The sequence below is a fragment of the Pseudomonas ulcerans genome (assembly GCF_036324125.1).
Taxonomy (GTDB): Bacteria; Pseudomonadota; Gammaproteobacteria; order Pseudomonadales; family Pseudomonadaceae; genus Aquipseudomonas; species Aquipseudomonas ulcerans.
This window is the reverse complement of sequence record NZ_JAZDQN010000024.1, coordinates 52,809-72,145: the sequence shown is the minus strand read 5'-3', so window position 1 is coordinate 72,145 and position 19,337 is coordinate 52,809. Positions and strand designations below refer to the sequence as shown.

Genomic DNA, 19,337 nt, shown 5'->3' with positions numbered 1-19,337 from the left:
CGAATCGTCCTGTCTTGTCAGGCTGAAGTGCGAGGAATGGTGTCGTCTTTGCGCAGGGTGAAGATCTCATAGCCGGTGGCGGTGACCACCAGGGTGTGCTCCCACTGGGCGGACAGCTTGCGATCCTTGGTGATGGCGGTCCAGCCATCGCCCAGGACCTTGGTGTCGGCCTTGCCCTGGTTGATCATCGGCTCGATGGTGAAGGTCATGCCTTCCTTGAGTTCCATGCCGGTGCCGGCGCGGCCGTAGTGGAGGATCTGCGGCTCTTCGTGGAACACCTTGCCGATGCCGTGGCCGCAGAATTCGCGGACGACCGAGAAACCGTTCTTTTCCGCGTGTTTCTGGATCACTTCGCCGATATCGCCCAGGCGGCAGCCCGGCTTGACCAGCTCGATCGCCTTGTACAGGCACTCCTGGGTGACCTGGGACAGGCGCTCGGCCCAGACCGGCACGGTGCCGACGTGGAACATGCGGCTGGTGTCGCCGTGGTAGCCGTCCTTGATCACGGTGACGTCGATGTTCAGCGTGTCACCGGCCTTGAGCGGCTTCTCGTTGGGGATGCCGTGGCACACCACGTGGTTGATCGAGGTGCAGATCGACTTGGGGAAGCCCTTGTAGTTGAGCGGCGCCGGGATGGCCTGCTGAACGTTGACGATATAGTCGTGGCAGAGGCGGTCCAGCTCTTCGGTGGTCACGCCGGGCTTGACGTGCTCCTCGATCATTTCCAGGACTTCGGCGGCAAGGCGGCCGGCGATGCGCATCTTTTCGATGTCTTCGGCGGTTTTGATGGTGACGGTCATTGCAGGCTCTCTACGGCGCCCCGGGGCGCGGGCGAACAGGAAAGGCGCGATTCTAGCAGAGCGGACGCCGGTTCAGGGCCTCGCGCCGTACCAGCGGCCTCTATAGATGATGGCATTCTGGCCCGATTGCGTCCGGGGGTGCAAAAGGCCAGGAGGGCGTTGGCATTTCGGGTTTCGTTCGTCATTCGAGTGTGGTATAAAATGCGCCGCTTTCCGGGGATGGCCCCGAAAGCTCAAACCCACACACGTATCGACACGGTGACCTGGGTGCCCCGATCCACGGATTGCGGGTTGGTCATTGGGATGCGTGGAGGCCCAACCCGACTTATCAAGGAACTATCATGTCCCAAGTCAACATGCGCGATATGCTGAAGGCCGGTGTGCACTTCGGCCACCAGACCCGTTACTGGAACCCGAAAATGGGCAAGTTCATTTTCGGCGCGCGCAACAAGATTCACATCATCAACCTGGAAAAAACCCTGCCGATGTTCAACGAGGCCCTGACCTTCGTAGAGCGCCTGGCCCAGGGCAAGAACAAGATCCTGTTCGTCGGCACCAAGCGTTCCGCTGGCAAGATCGTTGCTGAAGAAGCAGCACGTTGCGGCTCGCCGTACGTCGACCACCGCTGGTTGGGCGGCATGCTGACCAACTACAAGACCATCCGCGCCTCGATCAAGCGTCTGCGCGAGCTGGAAACCCAGGCTGAAGACGGCACTTTCGCCAAGCTGACCAAGAAAGAAGCGCTGATGCGCTCCCGTGATCTGGAAAAACTGGATCGCAGCCTGGGCGGTATCAAGGACATGGGCGGCCTGCCTGATGCCCTGTTCGTGATCGACGTCGACCACGAGCGCATTGCCATCACCGAAGCCAACAAGCTGGGTATTCCGGTCATCGGCGTTGTCGATACCAACAGCAGCCCGGAGGGTGTCGACTACATCATCCCAGGCAACGATGACGCCATCCGCGCCATCCAGCTGTACATGGGTCTGATGGCTGACGCCGTGATCCGTGGCCGCAACAACGTTGCCGGCGGCACCGAAGTTTACGCTGAAGAAGCGCCAGCTGCTGAGTAATAGACGCTAGCGTCGACTTGGCACGCAAAAAGGGGGCTAGGCCCCCTTTTTGCCACCTTGAAATCCTCCTGTCGCCAAGCGTCCGCATCATCGACGCGCCGCATGGAAAGACAGGCAGCGGATTTCCAGAATTGAACCCCCGTGAACAGCGGGTGGAATGGTTGAAAACCTATCCAAGAGGATTTTGAAATGGCAGAAATTACTGCAGCGCTGGTAAAAGAACTGCGTGAGCGTACCGGCCAGGGCATGATGGAGTGCAAGAAGGCACTGGTTGCCGCTGGTGGCGACATCGAGAAGGCCATCGACGACATGCGCGCTTCCGGCGCCATCAAGGCTGCCAAGAAGGCTGGCAACATCGCCGCCGAAGGTTCGATCGCCGTTCGTACCGAAGCTGGCCGTGGCCTGATCATCGAAGTCAACTCGCAGACCGACTTCCTGGCTCTGCAGGACGACTTCAAAGGCTTCGTCAAGGACAGCCTGAACGAAGCGTTCGAGCAGAAGCTGACCGACGCCGCTCCGCTGATCGCTTCCCGCGAAGCTGCTCGTGAAGCCCTGGTTGCCAAGTGCGGCGAGAACGTCAACATCCGTCGCCTGACCGCTGTCGAAGGTGACGTTGTCGGTTCCTACCTGCACGGCCACCGCATCGGCGTCCTGGTTGTCCTGAAAGGCGGCAACGAAGAGCTGGCAAAACACATCGCCATGCACGTCGCGGCCAGCAACCCTGCCGTTGTTCGTCCGGAAGACGTTTCCGAGGAGCTGGTTGCCAAGGAAAAAGAAATCTTCCTGCAGCTGAACGCCGAGAAAATCGCCGGCAAGCCAGAGAACATCGTCGAGAACATGATCAAGGGCCGTATCGCCAAGTTCCTGGCTGAAGCCAGCCTGGTCGAGCAAGCCTTCATCATGGATCCGGAAGTCAAGGTCGGTGACCTGGCCAAGAAAGCTGGTGCCGAAGTCGTTTCCTTCGTTCGTTACGAAGTAGGCGAGGGCATCGAGAAGCCAGTCGACAACTTCGCTGACGAAGTTGCCGCTCAAGTGGCTGCTGCCCAGAAGCAATAAGACGGATCTACATCTGTCGCCCCAAAGAGGCTGCCCGCTCACGCGCGCAGCCTCTTTGTCAAAGCGCAGGCGCTTTTTCTGCCAAAAGCCGGAATTCGCTTGTGCCCTGGCGCCCCGTGGGTGCCAAGCTACAGTTGGCGCAGACTGAAAACAGTCCGCCCGGAATTTATACAAACGCCGCAGGAGAGATTCGCAATGGCTCAGCAGGTTAGTGGTCGTCAACCTCGCTATAAACGCATTTTGCTCAAACTTAGCGGCGAGGCCCTGATGGGCTCGGAAGACTTCGGGATCGACCCGAAGGTGCTGGATCGCATGGCCCTGGAAGTCGGCCAGCTGGTCGGCATCGGTGTCCAGGTCGGCCTGGTGATCGGTGGTGGCAACCTGTTCCGTGGTGCGGCACTGAGCGCGGCCGGCATGGATCGCGTCACCGGTGACCACATGGGCATGCTGGCGACCGTGATGAACGCCCTGGCCATGCGCGACGCCCTGGAGCGCTCGAACATCCCCGCCATCGTCATGTCGGCGATTTCCATGGTCGGCGTCACCGATCACTATGACCGCCGCAAGGGTATCCGCCACCTCAACTCCGGCGACGTGGTGATTTTCTCCGCCGGTACCGGCAACCCGTTCTTCACCACCGACTCGGCCGCCTGCCTGCGCGCGATCGAAATCGATGCCGACGTCGTGTTGAAGGCAACCAAGGTCGACGGCGTGTACACTGCCGATCCGTTCAAGGATCCGCATGCCGAGAAATTCGACCGTCTGACGTACGATGAAGTACTCGACCGCAAACTTGGCGTTATGGACCTGACCGCAATCTGCCTGTGCCGTGACCATAAGATGCCGTTGCGGGTATTCAACATGAACAAGCCTGGCGCTCTGCTGAACATCGTAGTGGGCGGCGCTGAAGGAACTCTGATCGAGGAAGGCGAAGAATGATCAACGATATCAAGAAAGATGCTCAGGACCGCATGAGCAAGTCCATCGAGGCCCTGGGTCGCAACCTGGCGGCGATCCGCACCGGTCGTGCCCACCCGAGCATCCTCGACAGCGTCAAGGTCACTGCCTGGGGTAGCGAGATGCCGCTGAACCAGGTCGCGGCGATCTCCGTCGAAGACGCCCGTACCCTGAAGATCGTCGCTCACGACAAGAACCTGAGCGCCGCCATCGAGAAGGCCATCCTGACCTCCGACCTGGGTCTGAACCCGAGCAGCGCCGGTACCACCATCCGCGTACCGATGCCGGCTCTGACCGAGGAAACCCGCAAGGGCTACACCAAACAGGCCCGCGGCGTTGCCGAGGACGCCAAGGTTTCCGTGCGCAACGTGCGTCGCGATGCCCTGGCCGACCTGAAGAAACTGTCCAAGGACAAGGAAATCAGCGAAGACGAAGAACGTCGCGCCGCTGACGAGCTGCAGAAACTCACCGACAAGTTTGTCGCTGAAGTCGACAAGGCTCTGGAAGCAAAAGAAAAGGACCTGATGGCCGTTTAAGGTCGGGGTTTTTTCAATGGAAAAGAGCAAGCAGGGTGTGCCGTCCTCGGTGCCGCGCCACGTCGCGATCATCATGGACGGAAATAATCGCTGGGCGAAGAAGCGCCTGTTGCCCGGTGTCGCCGGGCACAAGGCCGGGGTGGACGCGGTGCGGGCCGTTATCGAGGTCTGTGCCGAGGCCAGGGTCGAGGTGCTGACCCTGTTCGCCTTCTCCAGCGAAAACTGGCAACGCCCGGCCGACGAGGTCGGGGCGTTGATGGAGCTGTTCTTCTCGGCCTTGCGCCGGGAAGCCAAGCGCCTCAACGAGAACAACATCAGCCTGCGGATCATCGGGGATCGCTCGCGTTTCCACCCTGAACTGCAGGCTGCCATGCGGGAGGCCGAAGCGCTGACTGCTGGCAACAATCGCTTCATCCTGCAGATCGCCGCCAACTACGGCGGTCAGTGGGATATCGCCCAGGCCGCCCAGCGCCTGGCTCGCGAAGTCCAGGCCGGCCATCTGCGGCCGGAAGACATCACCCCCGACCTGTTGCAGACCTGCCTGGCCACCGGCGACCTGCCGTTGCCGGACCTGTGCATCCGCACCGGGGGCGAGCATCGCATCAGCAACTTCCTGCTGTGGCAGCTGGCCTACGCCGAGCTGTACTTCTCCGACCTCTACTGGCCGGACTTCAAACACGAGGCCATGCGCAATGCGCTGGCCGATTTCGCTTCGCGCCAGCGCCGCTTCGGTAAAACCAGCGAGCAGGTCGAAGCTGGAGCCCGTGCTTAATGCTCAAGCAACGCATCATTACCGCGCTGATCCTGCTGCCGATCGCCCTGGGCGGGTTCTTCCTGCTCGATGGGGCCGATTTTGCCCTGTTCATCGGCCTGGTGGTCACCCTGGGTGCCTGGGAGTGGGCGCGCCTGGCCGGTCTTGTGGGCCAGGCGCTGCGCGTGGCCTATGCCGCGGTCATCGCCGGGCTGCTGATGCTGCTGTACCTGATGCCGGACCTGGCGCCGTGGGTGCTGGGGGCTTCGGTGCTGTGGTGGGGCGTGGCGACCTGGCTGGTGATGACCTACCCACGCAGCAGCGAGCTGTGGGCCAGCGCCGCCTGTCGTCTGCTGATCGGCGCACTGATCCTGCTGCCAGCTTGGCAAGGCTTGGTGCTGCTGAAGCACTGGGCCATGGGCAACTGGCTGATTCTCGCGGTCATGGTGCTGGTCTGGGGGGCGGACATCGGTGCCTACTTCTCCGGTCGGGCCTTCGGCAAGCGCAAGCTGGCGCCGCAGGTCAGTCCCGGCAAGAGTTGGGAGGGTGTCTATGGTGGGCTGGCGCTGAGCCTGGCGATCACCCTTGGCGTCGGCTTGACCCGGCACTGGGGCTTCGGCGAACTGCTGCTCGGCCTGCTCGGCGCGGCGGTGATCGTCATGGGCTCCGTGGTTGGCGACCTGACCGAAAGCATGTTCAAGCGCCGTTCCGGGATCAAGGACAGCAGCAACCTGCTGCCGGGTCACGGCGGTATTCTCGACCGCATCGACAGCCTCACCGCTGCCATCCCGCTGTTCGCCGTGATTCTCTGGGCGGCTGACTGGGGCAGCATGCTGTGAGCCGCCCGCAACGTATTACCGTGCTCGGAGCCACCGGCTCCATTGGCCTGAGCACGCTGGACGTCATTGCCCGGCATCCCGAGCGCTATGAAACCTTCGCCCTGACCGGCTACTCGCGACTGGACGAGTTGCTGGCGCTGTGCCTCAAGCACGCGCCGGTATTCGCCGTGGTCCCGGAAGAGGGTTCGGCGGCGACCCTGCGCGCCGGCCTCGATGCGGCGGGTTCGCGCACCGAGGTGCTGGTGGGCGAGCGTGGCCTGTGCGCGGTTGCCGCGGACCCGCAGGTCGACGCGGTGATGGCGGCCATCGTCGGCGCGGCGGGCTTGCGCCCGACGCTGGCAGCGGTGGAGGCGGGGAAGAAAGTCCTGCTGGCCAACAAGGAAGCGCTGGTGATGTCCGGCGCCTTGTTCATGGACGCCGTGCGACGCCACAACGCCGTGTTGCTGCCGATCGACAGCGAGCACAACGCGATCTTCCAGTGTCTGCCCGTCGACTACGCGCGTGGCATGGGGCAAGTGGGGGTTCGTCGGATCCTGCTGACAGCATCGGGCGGCCCGTTCCGTCAGACCCTGGCCAGCGAACTGGCCCAGGTCACCCCGGAGCAGGCCTGCGCCCATCCGAACTGGTCCATGGGTCGGAAGATTTCCGTCGACTCCGCGAGCATGATGAACAAGGGGCTTGAACTGATCGAGGCCTGCTGGCTGTTCGATGCGCCACCATCCCGGGTCGAGGTGGTGGTGCATCCGCAAAGTGTGATTCACTCGCTCGTCGATTATGTCGACGGTTCGGTGCTGGCCCAGTTGGGCAACCCGGACATGCGCACCCCGATCGCCAATGCCCTGGCCTGGCCGGAGCGCATCGACTCCGGCGTGGCGCCACTGGACCTGTTCGACATCGCCCGCCTGGACTTCGAGGCGCCGGACGAGGCGCGTTTCCCTTGCCTGCGCCTGGCGCGCGAAGCGGCGGAAGCGGGCAACAGCGCACCGGCAGTGCTTAACGCGGCCAACGAGATCGCCGTGGAAGCGTTTCTCCAGCGGCGCATCCGCTTCCCGGAGATCGCGAGTATGATCGAACAGGTGCTGGAGCGGGAGCCGGTGGTTGCCGTTGACTCGCTCGACGCGGTGTTCGCCGCCGACCAGCGGGCTCGCGAGCTGGCAGGAGAGTGGTTGACGCGCCACGGACGCTAGTCGCGGTCTGCCTGAACGTTATTCGGAGAAAGACATGAGTGCGCTCTACATGATTATCGGCACCCTGGTCGCCCTGGGTGTTCTGGTTACCTTTCACGAATTCGGCCACTTCTGGGTGGCTCGTCGCTGCGGCGTCAAGGTCTTGCGCTTCTCCGTGGGCTTCGGCACGCCGCTGCTGCGCTGGCACGACCGCCAGGGCACGGAGTTCGTCGTCGCTGCCATTCCACTGGGCGGCTACGTCAAGATGCTCGACGAGCGCGAAGGCGATGTCGACCCTGCGCAGCGCGAGCAATCCTTCAATCGCAAGACCGTTCTCCAGCGTATCGCCATCACCGCAGCCGGTCCGATAGCCAACTTCCTTCTCGCCATCCTGTTCTTCTGGTTGCTCGCCATGCTCGGCAGCCAGCAGGTGCGTCCGGTCATCGGAAATGTCGAACCCGGTAGCCTGGCAGCGGTAGCCGGCCTGAGTGCGGGGCAGGAAATCGTCGCGATCGACGGCAAGCCGACCAGCGGTTGGGGAGCGGTCAATCTGCAACTGGTGCGTCGCCTGGGTGAGAGCGGATCGCTGCGCATCGATGTGCGTGGCGAAGGTGCCAGCGCCGTCGACAGCCGTACTGTGGCGCTGGACAGCTGGCTCAAGGGTGCCGATGAGCCGGATCCGATCAGTTCGCTGGGTATCCGCCCATGGCGCCCGGCGCTGGCGCCGGTAATCGCCGAGCTCGATCCGAAAGGCCCCGCCCAGGCTGCCGGGCTCAAGACCGGTGATCGCTTGCTGACCCTCGATGGTCAGTCGTTGAATGACTGGCAACAGGTGGTCGACAACGTTCGCGGCCATGCCAGCGCGAAAGTCGTCTTCGGCGTGGAACGTGATGGCGCGCGGATCGAGGTGCCGGTAATCCTCGCCAGTCGTGGTGAAGGGAAGGCCGCCAGCGGTTACCTTGGCGCCGGCGTGGCCGCGACGGAGTGGCCGAAGGAGATGCTTCGCGAGGTCAGCTACGGGCCGTTGGAAGCAGTGGGCGAGGGCCTTTCCCGGACCTGGAACATGAGTGTCCTGACCCTTGATTCGCTGAAGAAAATGCTCTTCGGCGAGCTCTCGGTAAAAAACTTGAGCGGACCGATAACCATTGCTAAAGTGGCGGGCGCTTCAGCCCAGTCCGGCCTTGGGGATTTCCTGAATTTCCTTGCCTATCTGAGCATTAGCCTCGGGGTTCTCAATTTGCTGCCCATCCCCGTTCTGGATGGGGGGCATTTGCTGTTTTACCTGGTCGAGTGGGTGCGTGGTCGTCCGCTGTCGGATCGGGTGCAAGGTTGGGGGGTCCAGATCGGTATCAGTTTGGTAGTCGGGGTGATGTTGCTCGCCCTGATCAACGATTTGGGTCGACTGTAAAGCTTCGCTCAATTGCGAGCCTGCCGCGTCCTTGCGGCGGGTCGTTTATTGCCAGTTGGAATAAAAAAGGACTTCATGAAACGTCTGCTGCTAACTGCGGCTCTCGCCGCACTGATGATCGCTGAAGTTCACGCCGAGTCCTTCACCATCTCCGATATTCGTGTAAACGGTCTGCAGCGGGTTTCCGCGGGCAGCGTTTTCGGTGCCCTGCCATTGAACGTCGGTGACCAGGCGGATGACAGTCGCCTGGTGGAGTCGACCCGTTCCCTCTTCAAGACCGGGTTCTTCCAGGACATCAACCTGAGCCGCGACGGCAACGTCCTGATCATCAACGTCGTCGAGCGTCCGTCGGTCTCCAGCATCGAGATCGAGGGCAACAAGGCGATCAGCACCGAAGACCTGATGAAGGGCCTGAAACAGTCCGGCCTGGCCGAAGGCGAGATCTTCCAGCGCGCGACCCTCGAAGGCGTGCGTAACGAGCTGCAACGCCAGTACGTCGCCCAGGGCCGCTACTCGGCCGAGGTTGACGCCGAGGTGGTGCCGCAACCGCGCAACCGCGTCGGCCTGAAGATCAAGATCAACGAAGGCACGGTCGCTGCGATCCAGCACATCAACGTCGTGGGCAACACCGTGTTCTCCGACGAAGACCTGCAGGGCCTGTTCGAGCTCAAGACCACCAACTGGCTGTCCTTCTTCAAGAACGACGACAAGTACGCCCGCGAAAAACTCTCCGGTGACCTCGAGCGCCTGCGTTCCTACTACCTGGACCGCGGTTACATCAACATGGACATCGCTTCTACCCAGGTGTCGATCACCCCGGACAAGAAGCACGTCTACATCACCGTCAACATCAACGAAGGCGAGAAGTACACCGTTCGCGACGTGAAGCTCTCCGGCGACCTCAAGGTTCCGGAAGACCAGGTCCGCGCGCTGCTGCTGGCCCAGCCTGGCCAGGTGTTCTCGCGCAAGGTGATGACCACCACCTCCGAGCTGATCACCCGCCGCCTGGGTAACGAAGGCTATACCTTCGCCAACGTCAACGGCGTGCCACAGCCGCACGACGAAGACCATACCGTCGACATCACCTTCGTCGTCGATCCGGGCAAGCGTGCCTACGTCAACCGCATCAACTTCCGCGGCAACACCAAGTCCGAGGACGAAGTGCTGCGTCGCGAAATGCGCCAGATGGAAGGTGGCTGGGCCTCGACCTACCTGATCGACCAGTCCAAGACCCGTCTGGAGCGCCTGGGCTTCTTCAAGGAAGCCAACGTCGAGACCCCGGCTGTTCCGGGTACCGACGACCAGGTCGACGTGAACTACACCGTGGAAGAGCAGGCTTCCGGCTCGATCACCGCCAGCGTCGGTTTCGCCCAGAGCGCCGGTCTGATCCTTGGTGGTTCGATCAGCCAGAACAACTTCCTGGGTACCGGTAACAAGGTTTCCATTGGCCTGACCCGTTCCGAATACCAGAGCCGATACAACTTCGGCTTCGTGGACCCCTACTGGACTGCCGATGGCGTCAGCCTGGGCTACAACGCGTTCTACCGCACCACCAACTACGATGACCTCGACGTCGACGTGGCGAGCTATGCGGTGGACAGCCTGGGTGCCGGTGTCAACGTCGGCTACCCGATCAGCGAGACCTCGCGCCTGACCTTCGGCCTGAGCGTCCAGCAGGACAAGATCAAGACCGGTACCTACACCGTCGACGAGATCTTCGATTTCCTGCAGAAGGAAGGCGACGACAGTTTCCTGAACTTCAAGGCGTCGGCCGGCTGGTCCGAGTCGACCCTGAACAAGGGCGTGCTGGCCACTCGTGGCCACTCGCAAAGCCTGACCCTGGAAGCGACCACGCCAGGCAGCGACCTGTCGTTCTTCAAGCTCGACTACCGCGGCCAGCTGTTCAAGCCAATTACCAACGACTACACCCTGCGCCTGCACACCGAGCTGGGCTATGGCGACGGCTACGGTTCCACCTCGGGCCTGCCGTTCTATGAGAACTACTACGCGGGTGGTTTCAACTCGGTTCGCGGCTTCAAGGACAGCAGCCTCGGTCCACGCAGTACGCCGAGCAAGGGCACCAACCCTGGTACCGCGCTCGACCCGGACCAGGATCCGCTGCCGTTCGGCGGCAACGTCCTGGTGCAGGGCGGTGTGGAATTGTTGTTCCCGCTGCCGTTCGTCAAGGACCAGCGCTCCCTGCGGACCTCGGTCTTCTGGGATGTGGGTAACGTGTTCGACACCAACTGCGGCTCCAAGCCCGATTGCGAGAAGGTCGGCCTGTCCGGCCTGGCCAGCTCCGTCGGCCTGGGCGTAACCTGGATTACCGCACTGGGTCCGTTGAGCTTCAGCCTGGCGATGCCGGTGAAGAAACCGGACGATGCCGATACCCAGGTGTTCCAATTCTCTCTGGGCCAGACCTTCTAAGGGTCTGGTTCACGTAAACGACAACGGATTCTGTAGGAGTGCATCGTGCGTAAGTTGACTCAACTGGCGGTACTGGCCGCGGCCCTGGTCGCGACCCCGGCGTTTGCCGAAATGAAAGTTGCCGTTCTGAACTATCAGATGGCCTTGCTGGAATCCGATGCTGCCAAGGCCTACGCGGTCGATGCGGAGAAGAAGTTCGGTCCGCAACTGACCAAGCTGAAGAATCTGGAAAGCAGCGCCAAGGGCATCCAGGACCGCCTGGTCAAGGGCGGCGACAAGATGCCGCAAGGCGAGCGCGAGCGCCTGGAGCTTGAATTCAAGCAGAAAGCCCGTGACTTCCAGTTCCAGTCCAAGGAACTGAACGAAGCCAAGGCCGTGGCCGACCGTGACATGCTCAAGCAGCTCAAGCCGAAACTGGATGGCGCCGTCGAGGAGGTCATCAAGAAAGGTGGTTTCGACCTGGTTCTCGAGCGTGGCGCGGTCATCGATGTCAAGCCTCAGTACGACATCACCCGCCAGGTCATCGAGCGCATGAACCAGTCCCGTTGATATGACGGCGACCATGAAACTCGGCCAGTTGGCCGAGTTCCTCGGGGCTACCTTGCAGGGCCCCGAAGAACTCGAAATCACTGGTCTCGCGACCCTGCAGGAAGCCGGCTCCGGCCAGTTGAGCTTCCTTGCCAATCCCCAGTACCGCAAATACCTGGTCGATACCCAGGCAGCTGCGGTGCTGCTGCGTGCCGCCGACGCCGAAGGCTTTGCCGGCAACGCGCTGATCGTTCCAGACCCGTATCTGGCCTATGCCCGCATTTCCCATCTGTTCGACCCCAAACCCAGGGCTGTGGCGGGAATCCATCCCAGCGCCGTGGTGGCGGTGGACGCGCAGGTCGATGCCAGCGCCAGCATCGGGCCATTTGCGGTTATCGAAAGCGGCGCGGTGATCGCGGCCAAAGTTACCGTGGGTGCCCACTGCTTCATCGGCGCGCGCAGCGTGGTCGGCGAAGGTGGCTGGCTGGCCCCGCGGGTCACCCTGTACCACGACGTGCGCATCGGCAAGCGCGTGGTCATCCAGTCCGGTGCGGTGCTGGGTGGTGAAGGGTTCGGCTTCGCCAACGAGAAGGGCGTCTGGCAGAAGATCGCCCAGATCGGTGGCGTCAGCATCGGCGATGACGTGGAAATCGGCGTGAACACCGCGATCGACCGCGGCGCGCTTGCCGATACCCGTATCGGCGATGGCGTGAAGCTCGACAACCAGATCCAGATCGCCCATAACGTGCAGGTCGGTGACCACACGGCCATGGCGGCCTGTGTCGGCATCTCGGGAAGCACCAGAATCGGCAAGCATTGCACCATCGCCGGCGGTGTCGGCATGGTGGGTCACATCGATGTCTGCGACAACGTTTTCGTTTCCGGCATGACCATGGTCACCCGCTCCATTACCGAACCCGGCGGCTACTCCTCCGGCACGGCGATGCAGACCTTGGGCGACTGGCGCAAGAGCGCGGCGCGGATTCGCCAGCTGGATGACATGGCCAAGCGCCTGCAACAACTGGAAAAGCGCGTCGAAACCGTGACCTCAGGCGGCCAGCCATCATCTGATGGCTGATACCCTTTCCTGATCAAGGCCGCAGCGCGATTGCCGGTTGGCTTTCTTGATCTGCAAAAGGTGCATGGCGCACGGCGCATGCTCCCTATCTTTACTACAGGCTTCCCCCAGAAATGATGGACATCAACGAGATTCGCGAATACCTGCCCCACCGTTACCCGTTCCTGCTCGTGGACCGGGTAGTGGAACTCGATGTCGAGGGCCAGCGCATTCGTGCCTACAAGAATGTCAGCATCAACGAGCCCTTCTTCAATGGTCACTTCCCGGCGCACCCGATCATGCCCGGCGTGCTGATCATCGAGGCAATGGCCCAGGCGGCCGGCATCCTCGGTTTCAAGATGCTCGATGCCAAGCCGACGGACGGCACCCTCTACTACTTCGTCGGCTCCGACAAGCTGCGTTTCCGCCAGCCGGTGCTGCCGGGTGACCAGCTGATCCTGGAAGCCAAGTTCATCAGCTGCAAGCGCCAGATCTGGAAGTTCGACTGCCAGGCTTCGGTCGACGGCAAGCCTGTCTGTTCCGCCGAGATCATCTGTGCGGAACGCAAACTATGAGTTTGATTGACCCTCGGGCAATCATCGACCCCTCGGCCAGGCTGGCCGACGGTGTCGAGGTCGGTCCTTGGTCGATCATCGGGCCGGATGTCGAGATCGGGGAGGGGACCGTCATCGGTCCGCACGTGGTGCTCAAGGGGCCGACCCGTATCGGCCGCAACAACCGCATCTACCAGTTTTCCTCGGTCGGCGAAGACACCCCGGACCTGAAGTACAAGGGCGAACCCACTCGCCTGGTGATCGGCGACAACAATGTCATTCGCGAAGGTGTGACCATCCACCGCGGCACCGTTCAGGACCGTTCGGAAACCACCATCGGCGATCACAACCTGATCATGGCCTATGCCCACATCGGCCACGACAGCGTTATCGGCAATCACTGCATCCTGGTCAACAACACCGCGCTGGCTGGCCATGTGCACGTCGATGACTGGGCGATCCTCTCCGGTTTCACCCTGGTTCACCAGTTCTGCCACATTGGCGCTCACAGCTTCTCCGGCATGGGCACGGCCATCGGCAAGGACGTTCCGGCCTTCGTCACCGTGTTCGGCAACCCTGCCGAAGCGCGTAGCATGAACTTCGAGGGCATGCGCCGCCGCGGTTTCAGCGAGGACGCCATCCATGCCCTGCGGCGCGCCTACAAGGTGGTCTACCGCCAGGGGCTGACCGTCGAGCAGGCGATCGCCGAGCTGGAAGAGGCCGCGAAGCAGTTCCCTGAAGTCGAACTGTTCCGTCAAACGATCCAGAACTCCGCTCGCGGCATCACCCGCTGATATGTCGGCTCTCTGCGTAGCGCTGGTGGCCGGTGAGGCCAGTGGCGACATTCTCGGTTCCGGCCTGATGCGTGCCCTGAAGGCCCGCCATCCGGAGATTCGCTTCATTGGTGTTGGCGGCCCCCTGATGGAGGCCGAAGGCCTGGACTCCTACTTTCCGATGGAGCGTCTGGCCGTCATGGGCCTGGTCGAGGTGCTTGGCCGCCTGCCCGAGCTGCTCAAGCGGCGCAAGCTGCTGATCCATACGCTGATCGCGGAAAAGCCTGACGTCTTCATCGGCATCGATGCGCCGGACTTCACCCTCAACATCGAGTTGAAACTGCGCCAGGCCGGGATCAAGACCGTGCACTACGTCAGCCCGTCGGTCTGGGCATGGCGGCAGAAGCGGGTCCTGAAGATCCGCGAGGGTTGCGACCTGATGCTCACCCTGTTCCCCTTCGAGGCGAAGTTCTACGAGGAACAGGGCGTGCCGGTGCGTTTCGTCGGCCACCCACTGGCGGACACCATTCCCCTCGACGCCGATCGCCAGGCGGCGCGCCAGGCGCTCGGTTTGCCTGAAGGCCCGTTGGTGGCCCTGATGCCAGGGAGTCGTGGTGGTGAAGTCGGGCGCCTGGGAGCGTTGTTCTTCGATACTGCCCAGCGTTTGCGCGAGCTGGTCCCTGGCGTGCGTTTCGTCTCGCCCTGTGCCAACCCCACGCGTCGCGCGCAACTGGAGCAAATGCTCGCCGGTCGCGACCTGCCGCTGACCTTGCTCGACGGCCAGTCGCACCAGGCCCTGGCCGCCTGCGATGCGGTGCTGATCGCTTCCGGTACAGCAACCCTCGAAGCCTTGTTGTTCAAGCGCCCGATGGTCGTGGCCTACCGCTTGGCCCCGCTGAGCTACTGGATTCTCAAGCGTCTGGTGAAAAGTCCCTACGTGTCCTTGCCCAACCTGCTGGCCCAGCGCCTGCTGGTGCCGGAACTGTTGCAGGAGGCCGCCACCAGCGAGGCCCTGGCACAGACCCTGGCCCCGCTGGTCCGGGATGGTTCGCAACAGACCGAAGGCTTCGACCGGATCCACCGCACCCTGCGTCGCGACGCCTCGAACCAGGCCGCCGATGCGGTCCTGGCCCTGCTGGAAGATCGATAAATGCAAATGGGACTGGATTTCAACCTGGTCGAAGACCTTGTCGCCGGCGTCGACGAAGTCGGCCGCGGCCCACTCTGTGGCGCGGTGGTGACTGCTGCGGTGATCCTCGATCCGGCACGGCCGATCCTCGGCCTCAATGATTCGAAGAAACTCACCGAGGCCCGTCGCGAGAAGCTTTTCGACGAAATCTGCGAAAAGGCCCTGAGCTTCTGTATCGCCCGGGCCGAAGTCGAGGAGATCGACGAACTGAACATTCTCCACGCCACCATGCTGGCCATGCAGCGCGCGGTGGAAGGCCTGCATATCGTGCCGAAACTGGCGCTGATCGACGGCAACCGCTGCCCGAAGCTCCAGGTGCCGGCTTCACCCGTGGTGAAGGGTGATAGCCAGGTGCCGGCGATTGCGGCGGCGTCGATCCTGGCCAAGGTCACTCGTGACCGCGAGATGTCCGCTTTCGAGCTGATCTATCCGGGCTACGGTATCGGCGGCCACAAGGGCTATCCGACGCCAGTCCATCTCGAAGCGCTGGCCCGCCTCGGGCCGACGCCCATCCATCGGCGCTCCTTCGCGCCGGTCCGGGCGGCCTACGAGGCCCGGGAACTGCTGGGCAGCCAGTCGAGCCTGGTTTGAGGCCAGGCATTCACCTTCAGTCCGGATCGTCATGGTGCGGCTGTTGTTTTGATCGGGGCCCGGTACAATCCGGGCCTTGTCGTTTTGCGTTGCTATAGGATCATCATGTCGGCTTCCTTCGTTCATCTTCGCCTGCATACCGAATTCTCGCTGGTCGACGGACTGGTGCGGATCAAGCCGCTCGCCAAGGCCCTGGCCGGGATGAACATGCCGGCGGTGGCGGTGACCGACCAGAGCAACATGTGTTCGCTGGTCAAGTTCTACAAGACCGCCATGGGCGCCGGCATCAAGCCGATCTGTGGCGCCGACCTGTGGCTGGCCAGCGATGATCCGGATGCCGCCCTGGCGCGCATCTGCTTCCTGGCCATGGACGCCCAGGGCTATCGCAACCTCACCGAACTGATTTCCCGCGGCTGGACCGACGGCCAGCGCAATGGCCTGGTGATCATCCAGCGCGAATGGATCGCCGAAGCCGCCGAGGGCCTGATCGCCCTGTCCGCAGCCAAGGAAGGTGATATCGGCATGGCCCTGCTGTCCGGCAACGAAGCCGAGGCCGAGGCCCTGCTGCGTGACTGGATGGGCATGTTCCCGGATCGCTTCTATGTCGAGGTGCAACGCACCAACCGCGCTGGCGACGAAGAATACCTGCATGCCGCCGTGGCCCTGGCCGATCGCCTCGGCGCGCCGCTGGTGGCGACCAACGACGTGCGCTTCATCAAGCAGTCCGACTTCGACGCCCACGAGACCCGCGTATGCATCGGTGAAGGCCGGGCCCTCGATGACCCGCGTCGTTCGCGCAACTACAGCGACCAGCAGTACCTGAAGAGTCCGGAAGAAATGGCCGAGCTGTTCAGCGACCTGCCCGAGGCTCTCGAAAACACCGTCGAGATCGCCAAGCGCTGCAATATCACCGTGCAACTTGGCAAGTACTTCCTGCCGGACTTCCCCACGCCGAACGGCATGGGCATCGACGACTACCTGCGCCACGTTTCCCACGAAGGCCTGGAAGAGCGTCTGGCGGTGCTCTGGCCGAAGGACACCACGCCGGATTACGAAGAGAAGCGCCAGGTCTACCTGGACCGGCTCAAGTTCGAGTTGGACATCATCATCCAGATGGGCTTCCCCGGTTACTTCCTCATCGTCATGGACTTCATCAAGTGGGCCAAGAACAACGGCGTGCCGGTAGGTCCGGGCCGGGGTTCGGGTGCCGGCTCGCTGGTCGCCTACGTGCTGAAGATCACCGACCTCGACCCGCTGGCCTATGACCTGCTGTTCGAGCGTTTCCTCAACCCGGAACGGATCTCCATGCCCGACTTCGACGTCGACTTCTGCATGGACGGCCGCGACCGGGTGATCGAATACGTGGCCGAGGCCTACGGACGCAACGCGGTCAGCCAGATCATCACCTTCGGTACCATGGCCGCGAAGGCGGTGGTGCGTGACGTAGCGCGGGTCCAGGGCAAGTCCTACGGCCTGGCGGATCGCCTGTCGAAGATGATCCCGTTCGAGGTCGGGATGACCCTGGACAAGGCCTTCGAGCAGGAAGAGATACTCCGCGACTTCCTCAAGACCGATGAGGACGCCAAGGAAATCTGGGACATGGCCCTCAAGCTGGAAGGGGTCACCCGGGGTACCGGCAAGCACGCCGGTGGCGTGGTGATCGCGCCGACCAAGCTCACCGACTTCTCGCCGATCGCCTGCGACGAAGAGGGGGGCGGCCTGATCACCCAGTTCGACAAGGATGACGTCGAGGCGGCGGGCCTGGTCAAGTTCGACTTCCTCGGCCTGCGTACCCTGACCATCATCAAGTGGGCGATGGAGATCATCAACCGCGAGCAGGCCAAGCAGGGGTTGCCGGACGTCAACATCGACTTCATTCCGCTGGACGACAAGCGCACCTACGACCTGCTGCAACGGGCCGAGACCACCGCGGTGTTCCAGCTCGAATCCCGCGGCATGAAGGAGCTGATCAAGAAGCTCAAGCCCGACTGCCTGGAAGACCTCATCGCACTGGTGGCGCTGTTCCGTCCGGGCCCGCTGCAATCGGGCATGGTGGATGACTTCATCAACCGCAAGCACGGCCGCGCCGAGCTGGCCTATCCGCATCCGGACTACCAGTACGACGGCCTGCAACCGGTCCTGGCGCCGACCTACGGCATCATCCTGTATCAGGAGCAGGTGATGCAGATTGCCCAGGTCATGGCCGGCTATACCCTCGGCGGCGCGGACATGCTGCGTCGGGCGATGGGCAAGAAGAAGCCCGAGGAAATGGCCAAGCAGCGGGGTGGTTTCATCGAGGGTTGCGCCAACAACGGCATCGATGGCGACCTCGCGGGCAACATCTTCGACCTGGTGGAAAAGTTCGCCGGCTATGGTTTCAACAAATCCCACTCCGCCGCCTACGGCCTGGTTTCCTACCAGACGGCCTGGCTGAAGACCCACCACCCGGCTGCATTCATGGCTGCGGTGCTGTCGGCGGATATGCACAACACCGACAAGGTGGTGATCCTCATCGAGGAAGTGCGCAGCATGAAGCTGCGCCTCGATGCGCCCGACGTGAACTTCTCCGACTTCAAGTTCACCGTCAACGACGACGGCCGCATCGTCTACGGCCTTGGCGCGATCAAGGGCGTGGGCGAAGGTCCGGTGGAGGCGATCATGGAGGCGCGGGCCGAAGGCGGCCCGTTCAAGGACCTGTTCGATTTCTGCGCCCGCGTCGACCTCAAGCGCATCAACAAGCGCACCCTCGATGCCCTGGTGCGCAGTGGCGCGCTGGACCGCCTGGGACCGTTCTTCCACGACGAGATCAAGGCCTACCAGGCCAACGTCGACCAGAACCGCGCGGTACTGTTGTCGGCCATGGAAGAGGCGATCAAGTCCGCTGAACAGACCGCACGCACCCATGACAGTGGCCACTCGGACCTGTTCGGCGGTCTGTTCGACGAGCCGGATGCCGACGTCTACGCCAACCACCGCAAGGCCCGCGAGCTGACCCTCAAGGAGCGCCTGCGCGGCGAGAAGGACACCCTCGGCCTGTACCTCACCGGCCACCCGATCGACGAATACGAAGGCGAGATCCGCCGCTTTGCCCGCCAGCGCATCATCGACCTCAAGCCGGCCCGCGACACCCAGACCGTGGCCGGGATGATCATTGCCCTGCGGGTGATGAAGAACAAGAAGGGCGACAAGATGGGCTTCGTCACCCTCGACGACCGCTCCGGGCGCATTGAAGCCTCGTTGTTCGCCGATGTCTTCATGGCCTCGCAATCGCTGCTGCAGAACGATGCCATGGTGGTGATCGAGGGAGAAGTCAGCAACGACGACTTCTCCGGTGGCCTGCGCCTGCGGGTCAAGCGGGTGATGAGCATGGAGGATGCGCGCACCAATCTGGCCGACAGCCTGCGCCTGAAGATCCACGCCGATGCCCTCAAGGGCGACCGCCTGGCCTGGCTCGGCGATCTGCTCAAGCGCCATCGCGGCGCCTGCCCGGTAAGCATGGAATACACCGGCAGCGACGCCCGTGCCCAGTTGCAGTTCGGTGAAGACTGGCGGATCGACCCGGCCGATGGCCTGATTCAGGCCCTGCGTGACCAGTTCGGTCGAGAGAACGTCTTTTTGCACTATCGATGAAT

Annotated in this window: 17 protein-coding genes; 16 read left to right on the top strand and 1 reads right to left on the bottom strand. The window is 62.6% G+C overall.

The window, feature by feature from the left end; all coding sequences use genetic code 11:
- Positions 1–17: 17 nt before the first annotated feature.
- A complete protein-coding gene (gene map / locus V0R59_RS20260; protein WP_330076242.1) occupies positions 18–800 on the bottom strand; it encodes a type I methionyl aminopeptidase in 783 nt (260 codons plus the stop codon).
- A gap of 341 nt (positions 801–1,141) precedes the next feature.
- Here map and rpsB point away from each other — a divergent pair, with 341 nt between their 5' ends.
- The 16 genes from rpsB (at position 1,142) to dnaE (ending at position 19,335) form a co-directional block, all read left to right on the top strand.
- Positions 1,142–1,873 (top strand): 30S ribosomal protein S2, encoded by a 732-nt coding sequence (gene rpsB, locus V0R59_RS20255; RefSeq protein WP_330076241.1) that lies wholly within the window; start codon positions 1,142–1,144, stop codon positions 1,871–1,873.
- Positions 1,874–2,062: 189 nt separating this feature from the next.
- Positions 2,063–2,929 (top strand): translation elongation factor Ts, encoded by an 867-nt coding sequence (gene tsf / locus V0R59_RS20250; RefSeq protein ID WP_330076240.1) that lies wholly within the window; start codon positions 2,063–2,065, stop codon positions 2,927–2,929.
- A gap of 195 nt (positions 2,930–3,124) precedes the next feature.
- Positions 3,125–3,868, top strand: coding sequence for a UMP kinase (gene pyrH / locus V0R59_RS20245; protein WP_330076239.1), 744 nt, complete (start codon positions 3,125–3,127; stop codon positions 3,866–3,868).
- On the top strand, positions 3,865–4,422 hold the full coding sequence (gene frr, locus V0R59_RS20240; RefSeq protein WP_330076238.1) for a ribosome recycling factor: 558 nt from the start codon (positions 3,865–3,867) through the stop codon (positions 4,420–4,422). Before pyrH ends, frr begins: the two co-directional genes overlap by 4 nt.
- A gap of 16 nt (positions 4,423–4,438) precedes the next feature.
- Positions 4,439–5,194, top strand: a complete 756-nt coding sequence (gene uppS, locus V0R59_RS20235) for a polyprenyl diphosphate synthase (protein ID WP_330076237.1) — start codon at positions 4,439–4,441, stop codon at positions 5,192–5,194.
- Complete coding sequence (locus V0R59_RS20230) at positions 5,194–6,012, top strand: phosphatidate cytidylyltransferase (RefSeq protein WP_330076236.1); 819 nt, start codon at positions 5,194–5,196, stop codon at positions 6,010–6,012. Before uppS ends, V0R59_RS20230 begins: the two co-directional genes overlap by 1 nt.
- The gene (gene ispC, locus V0R59_RS20225; RefSeq protein ID WP_330076235.1) at positions 6,009–7,199 is read left to right on the top strand and encodes a 1-deoxy-D-xylulose-5-phosphate reductoisomerase; all 1,191 of its coding nucleotides are present in this window, start codon (positions 6,009–6,011) and stop codon (positions 7,197–7,199) included. The genes V0R59_RS20230 and ispC overlap by 4 nt, the downstream gene beginning before the upstream one ends.
- A 34-nt stretch (positions 7,200–7,233) precedes the next feature.
- A complete protein-coding gene (gene rseP / locus V0R59_RS20220; RefSeq protein WP_330076234.1) occupies positions 7,234–8,586 on the top strand; it encodes a sigma E protease regulator RseP in 1,353 nt (450 codons plus the stop codon).
- A gap of 75 nt (positions 8,587–8,661) precedes the next feature.
- Positions 8,662–11,013: an outer membrane protein assembly factor BamA gene (gene bamA / locus V0R59_RS20215; protein ID WP_330076233.1), complete on the top strand. Its 2,352-nt coding sequence runs from the start codon at positions 8,662–8,664 to the stop codon at positions 11,011–11,013.
- Between the two features lie 45 nt (positions 11,014–11,058).
- A complete protein-coding gene (locus tag V0R59_RS20210; RefSeq protein ID WP_009395255.1) occupies positions 11,059–11,562 on the top strand; it encodes an OmpH family outer membrane protein in 504 nt (167 codons plus the stop codon).
- 1 nt (position 11,563) lies between these two features.
- Positions 11,564–12,619: a UDP-3-O-(3-hydroxymyristoyl)glucosamine N-acyltransferase gene (gene lpxD / locus V0R59_RS20205; protein WP_330076232.1), complete on the top strand. Its 1,056-nt coding sequence runs from the start codon at positions 11,564–11,566 to the stop codon at positions 12,617–12,619.
- Between the two features lie 113 nt (positions 12,620–12,732).
- Complete coding sequence (gene fabZ / locus V0R59_RS20200) at positions 12,733–13,173, top strand: 3-hydroxyacyl-ACP dehydratase FabZ (RefSeq protein WP_009395253.1); 441 nt, start codon at positions 12,733–12,735, stop codon at positions 13,171–13,173.
- On the top strand, positions 13,170–13,946 hold the full coding sequence (lpxA, locus tag V0R59_RS20195) for an acyl-ACP--UDP-N-acetylglucosamine O-acyltransferase (protein WP_330076231.1): 777 nt from the start codon (positions 13,170–13,172) through the stop codon (positions 13,944–13,946). The genes fabZ and lpxA overlap by 4 nt, the downstream gene beginning before the upstream one ends.
- 1 nt (position 13,947) lies before the next feature.
- Positions 13,948–15,075, top strand: coding sequence for a lipid-A-disaccharide synthase (gene lpxB, locus V0R59_RS20190; RefSeq protein ID WP_330076230.1), 1,128 nt, complete (start codon positions 13,948–13,950; stop codon positions 15,073–15,075).
- The gene (gene rnhB, locus V0R59_RS20185; protein WP_330076229.1) at positions 15,076–15,705 is read left to right on the top strand and encodes a ribonuclease HII; all 630 of its coding nucleotides are present in this window, start codon (positions 15,076–15,078) and stop codon (positions 15,703–15,705) included.
- A gap of 105 nt (positions 15,706–15,810) precedes the next feature.
- Positions 15,811–19,335, top strand: a complete 3,525-nt coding sequence (gene dnaE, locus V0R59_RS20180; RefSeq protein ID WP_330076228.1) for a DNA polymerase III subunit alpha — start codon at positions 15,811–15,813, stop codon at positions 19,333–19,335.
- Positions 19,336–19,337 lie beyond the last annotated feature (2 nt).

Bases quoted from the DNA above. Each gene is read 5' to 3' on its own strand.
- map (WP_330076242.1), bottom strand. From the start codon at position 800: ATGACCGTCACCATCAAAACCGCCGAAGACATCGAAAAGATGCGCATC.
- rpsB (WP_330076241.1), top strand. From the start codon at position 1,142: ATGTCCCAAGTCAACATGCGCGATATGCTGAAGGCCGGTGTGCACTTC.
- tsf (WP_330076240.1), top strand. From the start codon at position 2,063: ATGGCAGAAATTACTGCAGCGCTGGTAAAAGAACTGCGTGAGCGTACC.
- pyrH (WP_330076239.1), top strand. From the start codon at position 3,125: ATGGCTCAGCAGGTTAGTGGTCGTCAACCTCGCTATAAACGCATTTTG.
- frr (WP_330076238.1), top strand. From the start codon at position 3,865: ATGATCAACGATATCAAGAAAGATGCTCAGGACCGCATGAGCAAGTCC.
- uppS (WP_330076237.1), top strand. From the start codon at position 4,439: ATGGAAAAGAGCAAGCAGGGTGTGCCGTCCTCGGTGCCGCGCCACGTC.
- V0R59_RS20230 (WP_330076236.1), top strand. From the start codon at position 5,194: ATGCTCAAGCAACGCATCATTACCGCGCTGATCCTGCTGCCGATCGCC.
- rseP (WP_330076234.1), top strand. From the start codon at position 7,234: ATGAGTGCGCTCTACATGATTATCGGCACCCTGGTCGCCCTGGGTGTT.
- bamA (WP_330076233.1), top strand. From the start codon at position 8,662: ATGAAACGTCTGCTGCTAACTGCGGCTCTCGCCGCACTGATGATCGCT.
- lpxD (WP_330076232.1), top strand. From the start codon at position 11,564: ATGACGGCGACCATGAAACTCGGCCAGTTGGCCGAGTTCCTCGGGGCT.
- fabZ (WP_009395253.1), top strand. From the start codon at position 12,733: ATGATGGACATCAACGAGATTCGCGAATACCTGCCCCACCGTTACCCG.
- lpxA (WP_330076231.1), top strand. From the start codon at position 13,170: ATGAGTTTGATTGACCCTCGGGCAATCATCGACCCCTCGGCCAGGCTG.
- lpxB (WP_330076230.1), top strand. From the start codon at position 13,948: ATGTCGGCTCTCTGCGTAGCGCTGGTGGCCGGTGAGGCCAGTGGCGAC.
- rnhB (WP_330076229.1), top strand. From the start codon at position 15,076: ATGCAAATGGGACTGGATTTCAACCTGGTCGAAGACCTTGTCGCCGGC.
- dnaE (WP_330076228.1), top strand. From the start codon at position 15,811: ATGTCGGCTTCCTTCGTTCATCTTCGCCTGCATACCGAATTCTCGCTG.